The 16,390-nt window shown below is 31.2% G+C and carries 21 protein-coding genes; all 21 read left to right on the top strand.

Going from position 1 to position 16,390, the window contains the following annotated elements:
- Nucleotides 1-55 precede the first annotated feature (55 nt).
- The 21 genes from fmt to AJN58_RS03950 all read left to right on the top strand — a co-directional run bounded on the left by fmt (nt 56) and on the right by AJN58_RS03950 (nt 16,386).
- Complete coding sequence (gene fmt, locus AJN58_RS04050; RefSeq protein WP_044779372.1) at nt 56-973, top strand: methionyl-tRNA formyltransferase; 918 nt, start codon at nt 56-58, stop codon at nt 971-973.
- Complete coding sequence (locus AJN58_RS04045; RefSeq protein WP_002881382.1) at nt 936-1,589, top strand: biotin--[acetyl-CoA-carboxylase] ligase; 654 nt, start codon at nt 936-938, stop codon at nt 1,587-1,589. Before fmt ends, AJN58_RS04045 begins: the two co-directional genes overlap by 38 nt.
- A complete protein-coding gene (locus AJN58_RS04040) occupies nt 1,586-2,371 on the top strand; it encodes a ParA family protein (RefSeq protein ID WP_002851697.1) in 786 nt (261 codons plus the stop codon). The genes AJN58_RS04045 and AJN58_RS04040 overlap by 4 nt, the downstream gene beginning before the upstream one ends.
- A gap of 5 nt (nt 2,372-2,376) precedes the next feature.
- Nucleotides 2,377-3,213, top strand: coding sequence for a ParB/RepB/Spo0J family partition protein (locus AJN58_RS04035; protein ID WP_044779401.1), 837 nt, complete (start codon nt 2,377-2,379; stop codon nt 3,211-3,213).
- 60 nt (nt 3,214-3,273) lie between these two features.
- On the top strand, nt 3,274-3,699 hold the full coding sequence (locus AJN58_RS04030; RefSeq protein ID WP_044779373.1) for a FoF1 ATP synthase subunit B': 426 nt from the start codon (nt 3,274-3,276) through the stop codon (nt 3,697-3,699).
- Nucleotides 3,700-3,709: 10 nt separating this feature from the next.
- Nucleotides 3,710-4,222: a F0F1 ATP synthase subunit B gene (locus tag AJN58_RS04025; RefSeq protein ID WP_044779374.1), complete on the top strand. Its 513-nt coding sequence runs from the start codon at nt 3,710-3,712 to the stop codon at nt 4,220-4,222.
- Between the two features lie 2 nt (nt 4,223-4,224).
- Complete coding sequence (locus AJN58_RS04020; protein ID WP_070233955.1) at nt 4,225-4,746, top strand: F0F1 ATP synthase subunit delta; 522 nt, start codon at nt 4,225-4,227, stop codon at nt 4,744-4,746.
- Nucleotides 4,747-4,759: 13 nt separating this feature from the next.
- A complete protein-coding gene (atpA, locus tag AJN58_RS04015; RefSeq protein ID WP_070291998.1) occupies nt 4,760-6,265 on the top strand; it encodes a F0F1 ATP synthase subunit alpha in 1,506 nt (501 codons plus the stop codon).
- Between the two features lie 8 nt (nt 6,266-6,273).
- Complete coding sequence (gene atpG / locus AJN58_RS04010; protein WP_070291997.1) at nt 6,274-7,158, top strand: ATP synthase F1 subunit gamma; 885 nt, start codon at nt 6,274-6,276, stop codon at nt 7,156-7,158.
- A 24-nt stretch (nt 7,159-7,182) separates the two neighbouring features.
- A complete protein-coding gene (atpD, locus tag AJN58_RS04005) occupies nt 7,183-8,580 on the top strand; it encodes a F0F1 ATP synthase subunit beta (protein ID WP_002852005.1) in 1,398 nt (465 codons plus the stop codon).
- A gap of 3 nt (nt 8,581-8,583) precedes the next feature.
- Nucleotides 8,584-8,973, top strand: coding sequence for an ATP synthase F1 subunit epsilon (gene atpC / locus AJN58_RS04000; protein WP_002851752.1), 390 nt, complete (start codon nt 8,584-8,586; stop codon nt 8,971-8,973).
- Nucleotides 8,973-9,527: a MotA/TolQ/ExbB proton channel family protein gene (locus tag AJN58_RS03995; protein ID WP_002854361.1), complete on the top strand. Its 555-nt coding sequence runs from the start codon at nt 8,973-8,975 to the stop codon at nt 9,525-9,527. The genes atpC and AJN58_RS03995 overlap by 1 nt, the downstream gene beginning before the upstream one ends.
- A gap of 8 nt (nt 9,528-9,535) precedes the next feature.
- Nucleotides 9,536-9,925, top strand: coding sequence for an ExbD/TolR family protein (locus tag AJN58_RS03990; protein ID WP_002866730.1), 390 nt, complete (start codon nt 9,536-9,538; stop codon nt 9,923-9,925).
- Nucleotides 9,926-9,927: 2 nt separating this feature from the next.
- On the top strand, nt 9,928-10,707 hold the full coding sequence (locus tag AJN58_RS03985) for a TonB C-terminal domain-containing protein (RefSeq protein WP_070286486.1): 780 nt from the start codon (nt 9,928-9,930) through the stop codon (nt 10,705-10,707).
- A 9-nt stretch (nt 10,708-10,716) separates the two neighbouring features.
- Nucleotides 10,717-11,925 carry a Tol-Pal system protein TolB gene (tolB, locus tag AJN58_RS03980; protein WP_002860943.1) on the top strand — a complete coding sequence of 403 codons (1,209 nt, stop codon included), beginning with the start codon at nt 10,717-10,719 and terminating at the stop codon, nt 11,923-11,925.
- Nucleotides 11,926-12,001: 76 nt separating this feature from the next.
- Nucleotides 12,002-12,499 carry a peptidoglycan-associated lipoprotein Pal gene (pal, locus tag AJN58_RS03975; protein ID WP_002851617.1) on the top strand — a complete coding sequence of 166 codons (498 nt, stop codon included), beginning with the start codon at nt 12,002-12,004 and terminating at the stop codon, nt 12,497-12,499.
- 3 nt (nt 12,500-12,502) lie between these two features.
- Complete coding sequence (locus AJN58_RS03970) at nt 12,503-13,450, top strand: tetratricopeptide repeat protein (RefSeq protein WP_070276136.1); 948 nt, start codon at nt 12,503-12,505, stop codon at nt 13,448-13,450.
- Nucleotides 13,451-13,464: 14 nt separating this feature from the next.
- Nucleotides 13,465-14,028: a peptidylprolyl isomerase gene (locus AJN58_RS03965; protein WP_070233950.1), complete on the top strand. Its 564-nt coding sequence runs from the start codon at nt 13,465-13,467 to the stop codon at nt 14,026-14,028.
- Nucleotides 14,029-14,075: 47 nt separating this feature from the next.
- Nucleotides 14,076-14,948: an ACP S-malonyltransferase gene (locus tag AJN58_RS03960; RefSeq protein ID WP_230099754.1), complete on the top strand. Its 873-nt coding sequence runs from the start codon at nt 14,076-14,078 to the stop codon at nt 14,946-14,948.
- Nucleotides 14,945-15,634 (top strand): aminodeoxyfutalosine nucleosidase, encoded by a 690-nt coding sequence (gene pfs, locus AJN58_RS03955; RefSeq protein WP_002859787.1) that lies wholly within the window; start codon nt 14,945-14,947, stop codon nt 15,632-15,634. The genes AJN58_RS03960 and pfs overlap by 4 nt, the downstream gene beginning before the upstream one ends.
- A complete protein-coding gene (locus tag AJN58_RS03950; RefSeq protein WP_002871110.1) occupies nt 15,631-16,386 on the top strand; it encodes an ATP-binding protein in 756 nt (251 codons plus the stop codon). The genes pfs and AJN58_RS03950 overlap by 4 nt, the downstream gene beginning before the upstream one ends.
- Nucleotides 16,387-16,390: the final 4 nt, after the last annotated feature.

Below are 16,390 nucleotides of genomic sequence, written 5' to 3'. Positions count from 1 at the left end.
TTTTAAAATCAAATAAGTTATAATTAAAACTTTTAATTTCACATAAAGCGAAAAAATGAAAAAAATTATTTTTATGGGTACTCCATCTTATGCAACTTGTATTTTAAAAGCACTAGTAGAAAATGAAAATTTTAAACTCGTAGCACTTTTTACCCAGCCTGATAAAGCCGTAGGTAGAAAGCAAATTTTAACTCCAAGTGATACTAAGGCTTTTTTAAGTCAAAATTATCCTAGTATTCCTATTTTTACTCCAAGTTCTTTAAAAGATGAAAATATTATAAGAGAGATTAAGGATTTAAATCCTGATTTTATCGTGGTTGCTGCCTATGGAAAAATTTTACCTAAAGCCATTTTGGATTTAGCACCTTGTGTGAATTTGCATGCTTCTTTACTTCCAAAATACCGCGGTGCCAGTCCGATCCAAAGTGCGATTTTAAACAAAGATGAAAAAAGTGGAGTTTGCACCATGCTCATGGAAGAAGGGCTTGATACAGGTGCTATACTTGAAAGCTTAGAGTGTGATATAAAAGATAAAAATTCAAGTGAAGTTTTTGAACTTTTAGCAAATTTGGCCGCTAAGCTCATCCTCACTACTCTTTTAAATTTTGATAAAATCACCCCTAAAAAACAAGAGGAAAGTCTAGCAACACTTTGTAGAAAAATCAAAAAAGAAGATGGACTTATAAATTTGCAAAATGCAAGAGAACTTTATCAAAAATATCTAGCTTTTACTCCTTGGCCTGGAGTTTTTTTGGAAAATGGACTTAAATTCTTAGAGCTTGAACTTGTGGATGAATTAAAACAAAATGCTAAGATGGGTGAAATTTTAGAATTGGAAAAAGAAAGTTTTTTGCTTGCTTGCAAACAAGGAGTTTTGCGTATTAAAAAACTTCAAGAAAGTGGAAAAAAAGCTCTTGATGGTAGGACTTATTTAAATGGAAAAAGGCTTAAAAGTGAAGATAGTTTGTGTTGAAAGTATAGACTCAACTCATCTTTTTTTATGCAAGCAAATACGCAATGGAAAGATTGATGGAAATTTTGCTATTTATGCTTTAGAACAAACAAATGGAGTTGGAAGTAGGGAAAATTCTTGGCAGAGCTCTAAAGGAAATTTACATCTTTCTTTTTGTATTAAAGAAGAAGACTTGCCAAAAGATTTACCTTTAGCTTCTGTGAGTATTTATTTTGCTTATTTACTTAAAGAAGTTTTACAAGAAAAAGGTTCTAAAATTTGGCTTAAATGGCCTAACGATTTATATTTAGATGATAAAAAAGCTGGAGGGGTTATAAGTGCTAAAATTTCAAATTTTATCATAGGTGGTATGGGTTTAAATCTTAAATTTGCACCCCAAAATACAGCTTTTTGTGATATAGAAATTTCGCTTAAAGATTTAGTGAGTGAGTTTTTGCAAAAAGTAGAAAAAAAAAATTTATGGAAGAATATTTTTAGCAAGTATATGTTAGAATTTGAAAAATCAAGAAAATTTAGCGTCCATCATGAAGGTAAAGTTTTTTCACTTGAAAATTCTTTTTTGTATGAAGATGGTTCAATTTTACTAGGTGATAAAAGGGTGTATAGTTTAAGATGAGCGAAATTATTACAATAGCAAATCAAAAAGGTGGAGTAGGAAAGACTACAACAGCAGTAAATTTAGCTGCTTCTTTGGCTGTGGCTGAAAAAAAAGTACTTTTGATCGATGTTGATCCGCAAGCTAATGCGACTACAGGACTTGGTTTTAATCGTAATAATTATGAGTATAATATTTACCATGTTTTTATAGGAAGAAAAAAGCTTTCAGATATTATTTTAAAAACAGAATTGCCACAACTTCATTTAGCTCCTTCAAATATAGGTCTTGTAGGTATAGAACAAGAGCTTGCTAAAGGTGAAAATAATGAAAAAAAAATGCTGCTTAAAAATCAAATTCAAGAAGTGATTGATGAGTATGATTTTATTATTATTGATTCTCCACCTGCTCTTGGAAGTATTACTATAAATGCTTTTGCAGCAAGCGATAGTGTAATTATCCCTATACAGTGTGAATTTTATGCGCTTGAGGGTGTAGCTATGGTTTTAAATACAATTAAAATTATCAAAAAAACTATTAATTCTAAACTCAGGGTTCGTGGATTTTTACCGACAATGTATAGCTCTCAAAATAATCTTTCTAAAGATGTTGTAGATGATTTGAAACAAAATTTTAAAAAACAACTTTTTACTATTAATGGAAACGAAGATGACTTTATTGTGATCCCTCGCAATGTAAAGCTTGCAGAAAGTCCAAGTTTTGGAAAGCCTATAATTCTTTATGATATTAAATCGCCAGGTTCTGTTGCTTATCAAAATTTGGCGTATTCTATATTAGGATAATTATGATGGGGTTAAATAAAGATAGGGGTTTAAGCAGTTTAATCAGTGATATGGATACTGTTTATAGTAAAGAATTGGGTTTTGATAAAAATCAAAGCACTATGATAGAAATTGATCAAATTTCACCCAATCCATTTCAGCCAAGAAAGAATTTTGATCAAGAAGCTTTAGATGAGCTTGCTAATTCTATCAAAGAATTTGGGCTTATTCAGCCTATTATTGTATTTAAAAAAAATAGTAAATTTATTTTAATTGCTGGAGAACGTCGCTTAAGAGCGGTGAAAGCATTAGGAAAAAAAGAAATTCTAGCTTTTATTGCTGATATTGATGAGAATAAGCTTAGAGAATTGGCTCTTATTGAAAATATACAAAGAGAGAATTTAAACCCTATTGAGCTTGCTAATTCTTATAAGGATTTGATGCAAGTTCATAAAATTACTCAAGAGAATTTAGCAGAACTTATTCATAAGTCTCGTACTCAAATAACAAATACTTTAAGACTTCTGAATTTAGATATTAGAACTCAAGAGTTGATTGCTTCTGGAAAAATTTCTCAGGGTCATGCTAAAGTTTTAGTTGGTTTAGATCAAAAAGATGAAAAAATGTTGGTTGATAGTATAATAGGTCAAAAACTTAATGTTAGAGATACCGAAAAAATAGTTAAAAAAATAAAAAATAATGAAAGCTTACCTAATCAAGAATTTGAAGATGAAATAAAGAAATTAAAACACATACTAAATCGCTTTGGATTTGACTGCAAAAATAAAAATAATGATTTTGTAATTCATTTAGAAAATATTGATAAAATTAAAAAATTAATCAAAATGCTTGAAAAGTTTTAACCAAAATCTTAGCTTTTTTATGGTAGAATAGTCCTTCAAAAATTCTAACCAAGGAGAATTATGTTTGAAGATATGCATCCTTCCATAATGCTTGCTACTATGGCTATTTTTTTAGCTATGATAGTTATTTTAAATAGTATGCTGTATAAGCCGCTTTTAAAATTTATGGATGAAAGAAATGATTCTATAAAAAATGATGAGAATAAAGTAAAAGAAAATTCTCAAGAAGTTTTAGGTGTGAATGATGAACTAGAAGCTATTCATATTAACACTAGAGAAGAAATTCAAAAAATTAAACAAAGTGCTATAGCTGTTGCTAAAGAAGAGGCAGAGCAAATTCTTAGAAGCAAAAAAGAAGAATTAGAACGAAAAATGGCCAGCTTTTATGCAGATTTAGCTGTTCAAAGAAAAGAGTTGCAAGAACATTTAAACATACATTTACCTGAGCTTAAGCAGGCTTTGCAAAATAACATAAAGAAAATTTAAGAGGAGAGAAATGAGTAAGTTATTCTTTATTATATTTTTGCTACCTTTGTATGCCTTTGGTGCATCAAATGGTAGTGGAGAATATGATATTATTCCAAGGACTATTAATTTTCTAATTTTTGTGGCTATATTGTATTATTTTGTTGCAACTCCATTTAAAAATTTTTACAAAAACCGTATTGTAAAAATTTCTTCTAAGCTTGATGAAATTCAAAAAAAACTTTTAGAAAGTAAAGCTAAGAAATTAGATACGATGAAAAAACTTGAAGAAGCGAAAGCAAATGCTGCTGCTGCTTTAGTTACAGCAAAAAAAGAAGCTGAAATCTTAGTTCAAAATATTAAGAAAGAAACTCAAGATGAGTTGGATTTACTTCAAAAACATTTCGAGGAACAGAAAGATTATGAATTTAGAAAAATGGAAAAAGAATTAGTATCAAATACTTTAAACGAAATTTTTTCTGATCCAAATATGACATTAAAACAGAGTGAAATAATAGAACTTATGATGAAGAAGGTATCTTAAATATGGAGAATATAATTGCAAGAAGATATGCAAAAGCGATAGCTTCAAGAGCTGATATAAATGATTTTTATCAGAATTTGTGTATTTTAAATTCTGCTTTTGTTTTGCCGAAATTTAAAAATGTTATAGAATCTAACGAGATTAAAAAAGAAAGAAAAATGGAATTTCTTGATTCTTTTTTTGATATTAAAAATTCTAGTTTTCAAAATTTTTTAAGACTTTTGATTGAAAATTCAAGATTAGAATACATTCCTCAAATAGTTAAAGAACTTGAAAGACAAAAAGCTTTTAAAGAAAATATTTTTGTTGGTATTGTGTATTCTAAAGAAAAATTAAGTCAAGAAAATCTTAAAGATCTTGAAGTAAAACTTAACAAAAAATTTGATGCAAATATTAAATTAATCAATAAAATCAGTCAAGATGATAGTGTTAAAATAGAATTAGAAGAATTAGGTTATGAACTTTCTTTTTCTATGAAAGCTCTTCAAAATAAGCTAAACGAATATATATTGAAAATTATCTAAGGAGAAAAAGTAAATGAAATTTAAAGCTGATGAGATCAGTTCAATAATCAAAGAAAGAATTGAAAATTTTGATTTAAATCTTGAAATTGAAGAAACAGGAAAAATTATTTCTGTAGCTGATGGTGTTGCTAAGGTATATGGACTTAAGAATATTATGGCTGGAGAAATGGTAGAATTTGAAAATGGTGATAAAGGAATGGCCTTAAACCTTGAAGAGTCGAGTGTAGGTATTGTTATACTTGGAAAAGGAGAAGGTTTAAAAGAAGGTGCTTCTGTAAAAAGACTTAAGAAGTTACTTAAAGTTCCAGTAGGTGAGGCTTTGATTGGCCGTGTTGTAAATGCTTTAGGTGAGCCAATTGATGCTAAAGGTGTGATCAATGCTAATGAATATCGTTTTGTTGAAGAAAAAGCAAAAGGTATTATGGCGAGAAAAAGTGTTCATGAGCCTTTACATACAGGAATTAAAGCTATTGATGCACTTGTGCCAATTGGTCGTGGTCAAAGAGAGCTTATCATAGGCGATAGACAAACAGGTAAAACTACTGTTGCTGTTGATACTATTATATCTCAAAGAGGTCGAGGAGTTATCTGTATATATGTTGCAATTGGTCAAAAGCAAAGTACAGTGGCACAAGTGGTTAAAAGACTAGAAGAACATGGTGCTATGGAATATACTATTGTTGTAAATGCCGGCGCTTCAGATCCTGCGGCTTTACAGTACTTAGCTCCATATACTGGTGTAACCATGGGTGAATTTTTTAGAGACAACGCAAAACATGCTTTAATTGTTTATGATGATTTGAGCAAGCATGCTGTAGCTTATCGCGAAATGTCTTTGATTTTACGTCGTCCTCCAGGTCGTGAAGCTTATCCAGGCGATGTTTTTTACCTTCATTCAAGATTGCTTGAAAGAGCAAGCAAGCTAAATGATGAATTAGGTGCTGGTTCTTTGACGGCATTGCCGATAATTGAAACACAAGCAGGAGATGTTTCTGCTTATATTCCAACTAATGTTATTTCAATTACAGATGGACAAATTTTCTTAGAAACTGATTTATTTAACTCAGGAATTCGTCCTGCAATTAATGTTGGTTTATCAGTATCTCGTGTAGGTGGGGCTGCTCAAATTAAAGCTACAAAACAAGTTTCAGGCACATTAAGACTTGACCTTGCTCAATATAGAGAGCTTCAAGCTTTTGCACAATTTGCTAGTGATTTAGATGAGGCAAGTAGAAAACAACTTGAACGTGGACAAAGAATGGTTGAACTCTTAAAACAACCACCTTATTCTCCGCTTAGCGTTGAAAAACAAGTAGTTTTAATTTTTGCAGGAACCAAAGGTTTCTTAGATGATATTGCTGTTTCTAGAATTAAGGAATTTGAAGATGGAATTTATCCTTTTATTGAGGCAAAACATCCAGATATTTTTGAGCAAATTCGCTCTAAAAAAGCTTTAGATTCTGATTTGGAAGAAAAACTAGCTAAAGCCATTAATGAGTTTAAAGCAAATCATTTATAAGGTCTTTTATGTCTAATTTAAAAGAAATTAAAAGAAAAATTAAAAGTGTTCATAACACTCAAAAGACTACAAATGCTATGAAGCTAGTTTCTACTGCTAAGTTAAAAAAAGCAGAAGAAGCAGCTAAAAGATCAAAAATTTATGCACAAAAAATCGATGAAATTTTGAGTGAAATTTCATTTCAGATCAATAAAATTGTTCACAATGAAGATGATGTGTGTTTATCTTTGTTTCATAAAAAAGAACAAATTAAAACCGTAGATTTAATATTTATCACTGCAGATAAAGGCTTATGCGGTGGTTTTAATATTAAGACTTTAAAAACAGTAAGTGAAATGCTAAAAGAATATGAAGCAAAAAATATTAATATTCGTCTTAGAGCTATAGGTAAAACTGGGATTGAATATTTTAATTTTCAAAAAATAGAATTGTTAGAGAAATATTTCCATCTTAGTTCTAGTCCTGACTATGAGAAAGCATGTGAAGTAATTCATGCTGCTGTAGATGATTTTTTAAATGGAAATACAGATGAAGTGATTTTAGTTCATAATGGTTATAAAAATATGATTACCCAAGAACTTAAAATTAATCATCTTATTCCAGTTGAACCAAAGAGTATTGAACAGACTCATAATTCTCTTTTAGAGCTTGAACCGGAAGGAACTGAGCTTTTAGAAGATTTAATGAAAACGTATTTTGAGTATAATATGTATTATGCGTTAATCGATTCTTTGGCGGCAGAGCATAGCGCAAGAATGCAAGCTATGGATAATGCAACTAATAACGCAAAGGCAAGAGTGAAACAACTAAATTTAGCTTATAACAAAGCAAGACAAGAATCTATTACTACTGAGCTTATAGAAATTATCAGTGGTGTTGAATCAATGAAATAGTAAATTTTAAGGAGAAGATAAATAATGCAAGGATTTATTTCACAGGTATTAGGTCCGGTTGTTGATGTAGATTTTAACGACTATTTACCTCAAATTAATGAAGCAATTGTTGTAAATTTTGAAAGCGAAGGAAAAAAACATAAACTTGTTTTAGAAGTAGCAGCTCATTTAGGAGATAATAGAGTTAGAACTATTGCTATGGATATGACAGATGGTTTGGTAAGGGGCTTAAAAGCTGAGGCTTTAGGTGCTCCTATTAGTGTTCCTGTTGGTGAGAAAGTTTTAGGAAGAATTTTCAATGTTACTGGAGATTTGATCGATGAAGGTGAAGAAATTTCTTTTGATAAAAAATGGGCGATTCATAGAGATCCACCAGCTTTTGAAGATCAAAGCACAAAAAGTGAGATTTTTGAAACAGGGATTAAAGTTGTGGATTTACTTGCTCCTTATGCAAAAGGTGGTAAAGTAGGTCTTTTTGGCGGTGCAGGTGTTGGTAAGACTGTTATTATTATGGAGCTTATTCACAATGTTGCATTTAAGCATAGCGGCTATTCTGTATTTGCAGGTGTGGGTGAGAGAACTCGTGAAGGAAATGATCTTTATAATGAAATGAAAGAAAGCAATGTTTTAGACAAAGTTGCTCTATGTTATGGGCAAATGAATGAACCACCAGGGGCAAGAAATCGTATTGCTTTAACAGGTTTAACAATGGCTGAGTATTTTAGAGATGAAATGGGTCTTGATGTGCTTATGTTTATTGATAATATCTTTAGATTTTCACAATCAGGTTCTGAAATGTCAGCACTTTTAGGAAGAATTCCATCAGCTGTGGGTTATCAACCAACCTTAGCAAGTGAAATGGGTAAATTCCAAGAAAGAATTACTTCAACTAAAAAAGGCTCAATCACTTCAGTTCAAGCTGTTTACGTTCCAGCTGATGACTTAACCGACCCAGCTCCAGCAACTGTTTTTGCTCACTTAGATGCTACAACGGTTTTAAATAGAGCTATTGCTGAAAAGGGTATTTATCCTGCAGTTGACCCACTTGACTCAACTTCAAGAATGCTTGACCCAAATATCATTGGAGAAGAACATTATAAAGTTGCTCGTGGTGTTCAATCAGTGCTTCAAAAATACAAAGATTTACAAGATATCATCGCCATTTTAGGTATGGATGAGCTTAGCGAAGAGGATAAACTTGTAGTTGAAAGAGCGAGAAAGATTGAAAAATTCTTATCACAACCATTTTTCGTTGCAGAAGTTTTCACAGGTAGCCCAGGAAAATATATAAGCCTTGAAGATACAATAGCAGGATTTAAGGGAATTTTAGAAGGTAAATATGATCATTTACCAGAAAATGCTTTCTATATGGTTGGAAATATAGATGAAGCTATTGCAAAAGCGGATAAATTAAAAGGTTAATTTATGAACGATTTGATTAATTTCGAGATAGTTACGCCTTTGGGTGTAATCTATCAAGGAGAAGTAAAATCTGTTACTTTACCGGGTAGTGAAGGAGAATTTGGCGTGCTTAAAGGACATGCTGCTTTGGTTTCTTCTTTAAAATCTGGAGTAATTGATATTGAAAAAGCTGATTTAAATCATGAATTAATTGCTATTGATGCTGGGCATGCAAAGGTAGATGAAGATAAGATTTGCGTGCTAGCAAAGGGTGCGGTTTGGGTTTGCGGAAGTGATGAAAGTGAGATTGAAAAAAATCTTGCTCAAGCAAAAGATTTGATCAAATCTATGAGTTCTGATAATGCAGCTTTAGCGGCAACTTTTTCAAAACTTGATAATGCAAGGATGCATTAATGAATTTTGAAGCTATATTTCATTTTTTCAATAGTTCAAGTATTATTACTTATATAGTTTTATTATGGCTTTCTTTATATTTTATTTTAGCGTTTAGTATTTTGTTTGCTAGATTGACTTATTTGGCTACATGGAGAAATAAGGAAAAAGAAAGTTTAGAAACTTTGCTCTTGGGTGAGAAGGATTTAAGTCGTACTGATTCGATTTTAAGAAAATGCAATGATACAACTTCAAATCATTTAGAAATCTATAAAAATTTAGCAAGTCGTCGCGCTTCTGCTGGACTTACTTGGCTTAGTATTATTGCTTCAACTTCACCTTTTATAGGTCTTTTTGGGACAGTTATTTCTATACTTGAAACTTTTGGTGGGCTTGGAACTCAAAATTCTTTAAGTATCATAGCTCCTAAAATCAGCGAGGCTTTAGTTGCTACAGGTTGCGGTATTTTAGTGGCAATTCCTGCTTATACATTTCATCTCATCATTAAAAGAAAAGCTTTCGAACTTTTAAGCATTATTGATAGCGAGATTAAAGTTATAAGTTCGAGTAAATAAGGTTAAAAATGCCATTTGATGATGAAAAACCTGAACTTAATATCACACCTTTAGTGGATATTATGCTTGTATTGCTTGCGATTTTAATGGTAACAGCTCCAAGCATTACTTATGAAGAAAAAATTAATCTTCCACAAGGTAGTCAAAAAAATACTAGCGCTCCAACTGTTAAGAGTTTAATTATTAGTATTAATGCAAAAAAAGAAATTTTTTTAAATCAAGAAAAATACGATTTTATAAGTTTTGCTGACAATCTTGCTCAAAGAAAAGCACAATTTAATACCGAAGATCCAGTTTTTATACGCGCTGATAAAAGCTTAAAATATGACGATGTTATTTCAGTCTTAAGAAGTGTAAAAAATTTAGGATTTAATAAAGTTGCTTTACAGACTGAATAATCATGAAAAATTATGGTTTGAGTAATTTAAATTCGTTTTTACTTGCTTTAGTAATATATATTAGTATAGTAATTCTTGTTTTTTTTAGACTTGTAAGCGAGGTTGAATCTGCTATACAATATACCGATATAAAAGATAGTTTTGTAGATATTGAACTTACTGAACCATCAAAACAAGTTATTACTCAAAGCAACACTCCTAAAGAAATACAAAAACCAACAGAGCAAATTGATATAGAAAAACTTTTTGCTCAGACTACAAATAAAACAGTTAAAACTGAAGATATTGACCAAAAGGCAAGTAATTTTAATGAGCTTTTTGGAAATATTAAAGAAATACAAGAAGAAAAGACTACAAAAATTCAATCAAGTGCTAAATCAGGAATTTCTAGTGCTCCAAAACCTCAAGCTTCCGAACTTGTAAAACAACTTAATGATAGTTTACTTCAAGAAGAAAGTTCAACGCAAGGCGAAAGCACAAAGGCGCAAAAGATTGGAATTTATGATGAATTTTTAGGGAAAGTTGTGCGTATTATCACTCAAAGATGGACTCAGTATTATCCAAATAGTGAAAAAATTTCTGTTAAGGTAAAAATTTTTATTGATGAAAATGGAAAATTTGGCTATACTTCAGTTGAAAAAAGTGGGAATCCTTTATATGATGCTAAAGTGGCTGAATTTTTAGAAAGTCAAAAAGGTAAATTTATTACTTATCCTCCGCAAAATAAAAATATAAGCATTACCATGAATTTAAGAGATGAAGCAAAAGTTAAAAATGATTAGGAGAAAAAAATGAAAAAAATTGTAGCAATTTTTTTAGTCTTTTTAGGAAGTCTTTGGGCAGAAGATCCAGTGATTGATGTTGTTAATTCTGGTGTAGTTTTACCAAAGATTATTGTTAAAGATAATTCAAATTTAAGTGATGAGAATTTAAAGAAAAGCTTTTATAATATCATTGTGAACGATTTGAAAGTAAGTTCAAACTTTGAAGTTGTTGCTAATGCAACTGAGACAAGTAATTATACTTTTGAATACGCTTTAAATAAAAATGGTAACACTTTGAGTTTAAATGTAAAAATAAAAGCTGGCGGTTCTGATAAGTCAGAGCAAACTTATACTTTAAATGGTTTAGAGCAATATCCATTTTTGGCACATAAAAGCGTCAAAGCTTCTGTAAATGCGTTAGGACTTGCACCTGTTGATTGGATGGATCATAAAATTTTGATCGCGAGAAATTCTAGCTCTAAGAAAAGTCAAATTATTATGGCTGATTATACTTTAACTTATCAAAAAGTTATTGTTGATGGTGGGCTTAATTTATTTCCAAAATGGGGAAATAAAGAACAAACTCTATTTTATTATACAGCTTATGATCATGATAAGCCAACTTTATACCGTTATGATTTAAATACCAATAAAGCTAGTAAAATTTTATCAAGCGGCGGTATGGTTGTAGCAAGTGATGTGAGTGTAGATGGAAGTAAACTACTTGTTACCATGGCTCCAAAAGATCAGCCTGATGTTTATTTATATGACTTAAATACCAAAAATCTAACACAATTAACTAATTATTCTGGTATTGATGTTAATGGAAATTTTATTGGCTCAGATGATAGTAAAGTGGTATTTGTAAGCGATCGTTTAGGATATCCTAATATTTTTATGCAAGATTTAAATAGCAATAGTGCTGAACAAGTTGTTTTTCATGGTAGAAACAATTCGGCTGTTTCGACTTATAAAGATTTTTTGGTTTACTCAAGTCGTGAACCAAATCAAGCAGGTGTTTTTAATATTTATTTGATGTCAATTAATAGTGATTATATTCGTCAACTTACAGCAAATGGAAAAAATTTATTTCCAAGATTTTCTAGTGACGGTGGAAGTATAGTATTTATTAAATATTTAGGTGCGCAAAGTGCTTTAGGTGTTATTCGTGTAAATGCAAATAAGACTTTTTATTTTCCTCTTAGGGTTGGAAAAATTCAATCAATTGATTGGTAAAAATTTCAATTTTAGGTTAAAATTAATTAAAAATTAGATATAATAGTAAGAATTTATTAACTTTGAAAGGTCATAAATGAAAAAAATTCTTTTTACTTCAATTGCAGCTCTTGCAGTTGTTATTAGTGGTTGTAGCACAAAAAGCACTAGCGTAAGCGGTGATAGTAGTGTTGATTCAAATCGTGGTTCAGGTGGAAGTGATGGTTGGGATATTGATTCAAAAATTTCTCAACTTAATGATACTTTAAATAAAGTATATTTTGATTTTGATAAATTCAACATTCGTCCTGATATGCAAAATGTTGTAAGCACGAATGCTAATATCTTTAACACTGAAGTAAGCGGTGTAAGTATTACTGTTGAAGGAAACTGCGATGAGTGGGGAACTGATGAATATAACCAAGCTCTAGGTTTAAAAAGAGCAAAAGCTGTAAAAGAAGCTTTAATCGCTAAAGGTGTAAATGCTGATAGAATTGCTGTTAAAAGCTATGGAGAAACAAATCCTGTGTGCACTGAAAAAACTAAAGCTTGCGATGCGCAAAACAGACGTGCTGAATTTAAATTATCAAGATAATTAATGAAAAAAATATTCACAGTAGCTCTTCTTGGAGCTACTTTACTTTATGCAGAAAGCTCAGCTTTTGGTGCAGGAGATATAACAAGCAATTCTTCTTATGGTTTAACTTCAAATGAAAAATTATTTAAAGAAAAGTTAGATAATTTAAATAATGAAAATATACAAACAAATGCTAGAATTAATGAAATTAACGAAAGAATCGAGGGTTTACAAAGCACTTTAGAAGGTATAAATTCTCAATATGCTAAATCAAATTCTAGATTAAGTCAAGTTGAAGAGAATAATCAAAATATTGAAAATAATTTTACTAGTGAAATTCAAAAATTAAAGGCTTATGTTGAAGAAAGTAGAAAAATTCAAGAAGCTAATAATAAGCAAGTAAAAAAAGTTTTAGCCGAACTTAGTTCTTTAGTAGATGCTATTAATGCAAATTATGTTTCTAAAAACGAATTAAATGATGCAAATTTAAGCGTTAAAGCTACTACACCTAGTGTTGTTGTTTCAACTACAGATTCAAACAGTACTATTGAAAACAATAATGCTCAAAATACCCAAGATGATAAAGTAAAACAAATTGATGAATCTTGGAAAAAGAAAAAAAATAATGAAATTTTAGAATTAGCGATAAAAGATGTTGATAAAAATGCTTTTGAAGATTCCAAAGCAAAATTAAATTTTCTCATAACAAAGCAGTATAAACCCGCAAGAGCAAATTTTTGGTTAGGGGAGATCGAGTATAAACAAAAAAATTATAACAATGCTATTGTTTATTATAAAAAAAGTTCTTCTTTGAGTACAAAAGGGGATTATTTCCCAAAACTTTTATATCATACTGCCATTTCATTGGATAAAACAGGTGATACAAAAACAGCAAATGGTTTTTATAAAGCTTTAAAAACTAATTATCCAAATTCACCCGAAGCAAAAGCTTCACCCAATAGAAAATAAATTAAGGAGATAAAATGGCTATAGAAAAAAATAGTGTAGTTTCAATGTTTTATGAGTTAAAAGACGCAAATACAAATGAAGTTTTAGAATCAAATTTATATTCTCAACCTATTTCTTTTATTTTAGGCAAAGGTCAGATTTTAGAAAGCTTAGAAGAAGAAGTGATGAAGCTTGATTGTCCTAGCAATGCTGATGTGGTAATTAAAAAAGAAAAAGGTTTAGGCGAATACGATGAAAATGCCGTTCAAACTTTACCAAAAGAGCAATTTGCAGGTATTGATTTAAAGGTAGGTATGGAGCTTTTTGGCGAAGGTGAAAATGGCGAAACTGTTCGTGTAACTGTAAAAGAAATTAGTGAAAATGATGTGACAATTGATTATAATCACCCTTATGCGGGTCGTGATTTGCTTTTTTCTTTAAATATCGTAGATGCTAGAGCTGCAAGTGAAGATGAAATTCTTACAGGTATTATCGCAGGAAGTCATAGTTGTGGTTGTGGAAGCGGACATGGACACGATCATAATCACGGACACGGTGGCGGCGGTTGCTGTGGTGGCGGCGGTTGCGGTTGTCATTAATGAAGACCGCGTTTATATTTCCAGGTCAAGGCTCACAAAGTCTTGGCATGGGAAAAGATTTTTATGAAAACTCTATAAAAGCCAAAGAACTCCTTCAAAACGCAAGTGATTTTTGTAAGATTGATTTTAAACATTTGCTTTTTGAAGAAAACGAAAAACTCAATCAAAGTGAATTTACTCAACCCGCCATCGTTTTAAATTCCTTAATGGCTTATAGTGTTTTACTTGAAAAAAAACCTGATTTAAGTTCGAAATTTGCTTTAGGGCATTCTTTGGGAGAATTTTCAGCCTTAGCTGTCAATGGTGCTTTTGATTTTTTAGAGGCTCTTTCTTTGGTCAATAAAAGAGGGCTTTTTATGCAAGAAGATTGTGTAAAAGTTGAAGCGGGTATGATGGTTGTTTTAGGGCTTGATGATGAAAAGGTTGAAGAGCTTTGTCAAAAAGCACAAAAAGAAAACAAGCAAATTTTCGCTGCAAATTATAACTGCGATGGACAAATCGTTGTAGCAGGTTTAAAACCTGATTTAGCAAGTTATGAAAGTGTATTTAAAGAAGCAGGAGCTAAAAGAGCTATGCTTTTAAATATGAGCGTGGCAAGTCATTGTCCTCTTTTGGAAAATGCTTCAGCTAAGCTTTGTGTGGAGCTTGAAAAGGTGTTAAAACCAAATTTTAAAGCCGTAATTTCTAATGCAAATGCCAAAATTTATACAAGCAAAGAAGAAGCCCTTGAGCTTTTAAAAGCACAACTTATCTCTCCTGTGCTTTATAAACAAAGCATTAAGGCATGTGAAAATGAAGTAGATTATTTCATAGAATTTGGCGCAAGTGTGCTTAAGGGTTTGAATAAAAAAATCACTTCAAAAGAAACTTATGCTTTAACAAATATGAATGATATTGATGAATTTTTAAAGGTTATATGATGAAAATAGCAATTTTAGGAGCCATGAGTGAAGAAATCACTCCTTTGCTTGAAACACTTAAAGATTATACAAAAATAGAACACGCTAATAATACTTATTATTTTGCAAAGTATAAAAATCATGAACTTGTTTTAGCGTATTCTAAAATCGGCAAGGTAAATTCTACTCTTAGTGCTAGTGTGATGATAGAAAAATTTGGCGCACAAGCTTTGCTTTTTACAGGAGTTGCAGGTGCTTTTAATCCTGAACTTGAAATTGGTGATTTGCTTTACGCAACAAAATTAGCTCAATACGATCTTGATATTACCGCTTTTGGGCATCCTTTGGGTTTTGTTCCAGGTAATGAAATTTTTATCAAAACCGATGAGAAATTAAACAATCTTGCTTTAGAAGTTGCTAAGGAATTAAATATCAAACTTCGTGCAGGTATTATTGCAACGGGTGATGAGTTTATTTGCGATGAAGCAAAAAAAGCAAAAATTAGAGAAATTTTCAATGCGGATGCTTGTGAAATGGAAGGCGCAAGTGTGGCTTTGGTTTGTGATGCTTTAAAGGTGCCTTGTTTTATCTTAAGAGCTATGAGTGATAAAGCAGGGGAAAAGGCTGAATTTGATTTTGATGAGTTTGTGATCAATTCAGCTAAAATTTCAGCCAATTTTGTGCTTAAAATGTGCGAGAAATTATGATAAATCTTAGCAAAAAACTTATACGCCAAGTTGCACAAGCTAATGCTAAATTTGGACTTATTAAAGATGGAGATAGGGTTCTTTTAGGGCTTAGCGGCGGGAAAGATTCTTTGGCTTTAGCCCATCTTTTAAATCGTATGCAAGCTCATGCTCCTTTTAAATTTGAACTTGAAGCGGTAACTTTGAGTTATGGCATGGGCGAGGATTATTCTCATCTTCATGCACATTGTGAAGAACACGGCATTAGACATAGCGTGCTTGATTCAAATATTTATGAAGTTTCAGGTGATACCATAAGAGAAAATTCAAGTTTTTGTAGTTATTTTTCGAGAATGCGTCGTGGAGCTTTATATACTTACGCTCTTGAAAAAGGTTTTAACAAGCTTGCTATAGCCCATCATTTAGATGATGCAGCAGAAAGCTTTTTTATGAATTTTATTCATAATGGAGCTTTAAGAACCTTAGCGCCTATTTATCAAAGCAAACGCGGTGTAATTGTGATACGCCCTTTGATTTTTGTGCGAGAAAGACAGCTTAGGGATAATGCTACGCAAAATGAACTTAGCGTGATAGGAAATGAATTTTGTCCTGGTATGAAACTCAGCGAAAAAAATGTAAAATTCCCCCACGCTAGAGAAGAAGCTAAACAGCTTTTAGCAAATTTAGAAAAAGATCATCCTAAGCTTTTTACAAGTTTAAAAACCGCTTTTGCCAATTTACACACGGAGAGTTTTTGGCTTCAAAAGGCATAAAAGC

The sequence above is a fragment of the Campylobacter sp. BCW_4321 genome, assembly GCF_001763075.1.
In the GTDB taxonomy this organism is placed as follows: Bacteria; Campylobacterota; Campylobacteria; order Campylobacterales; family Campylobacteraceae; genus Campylobacter_D; species Campylobacter_D jejuni.
This window is presented reverse-complemented; position numbering and strand designations above follow the sequence as displayed.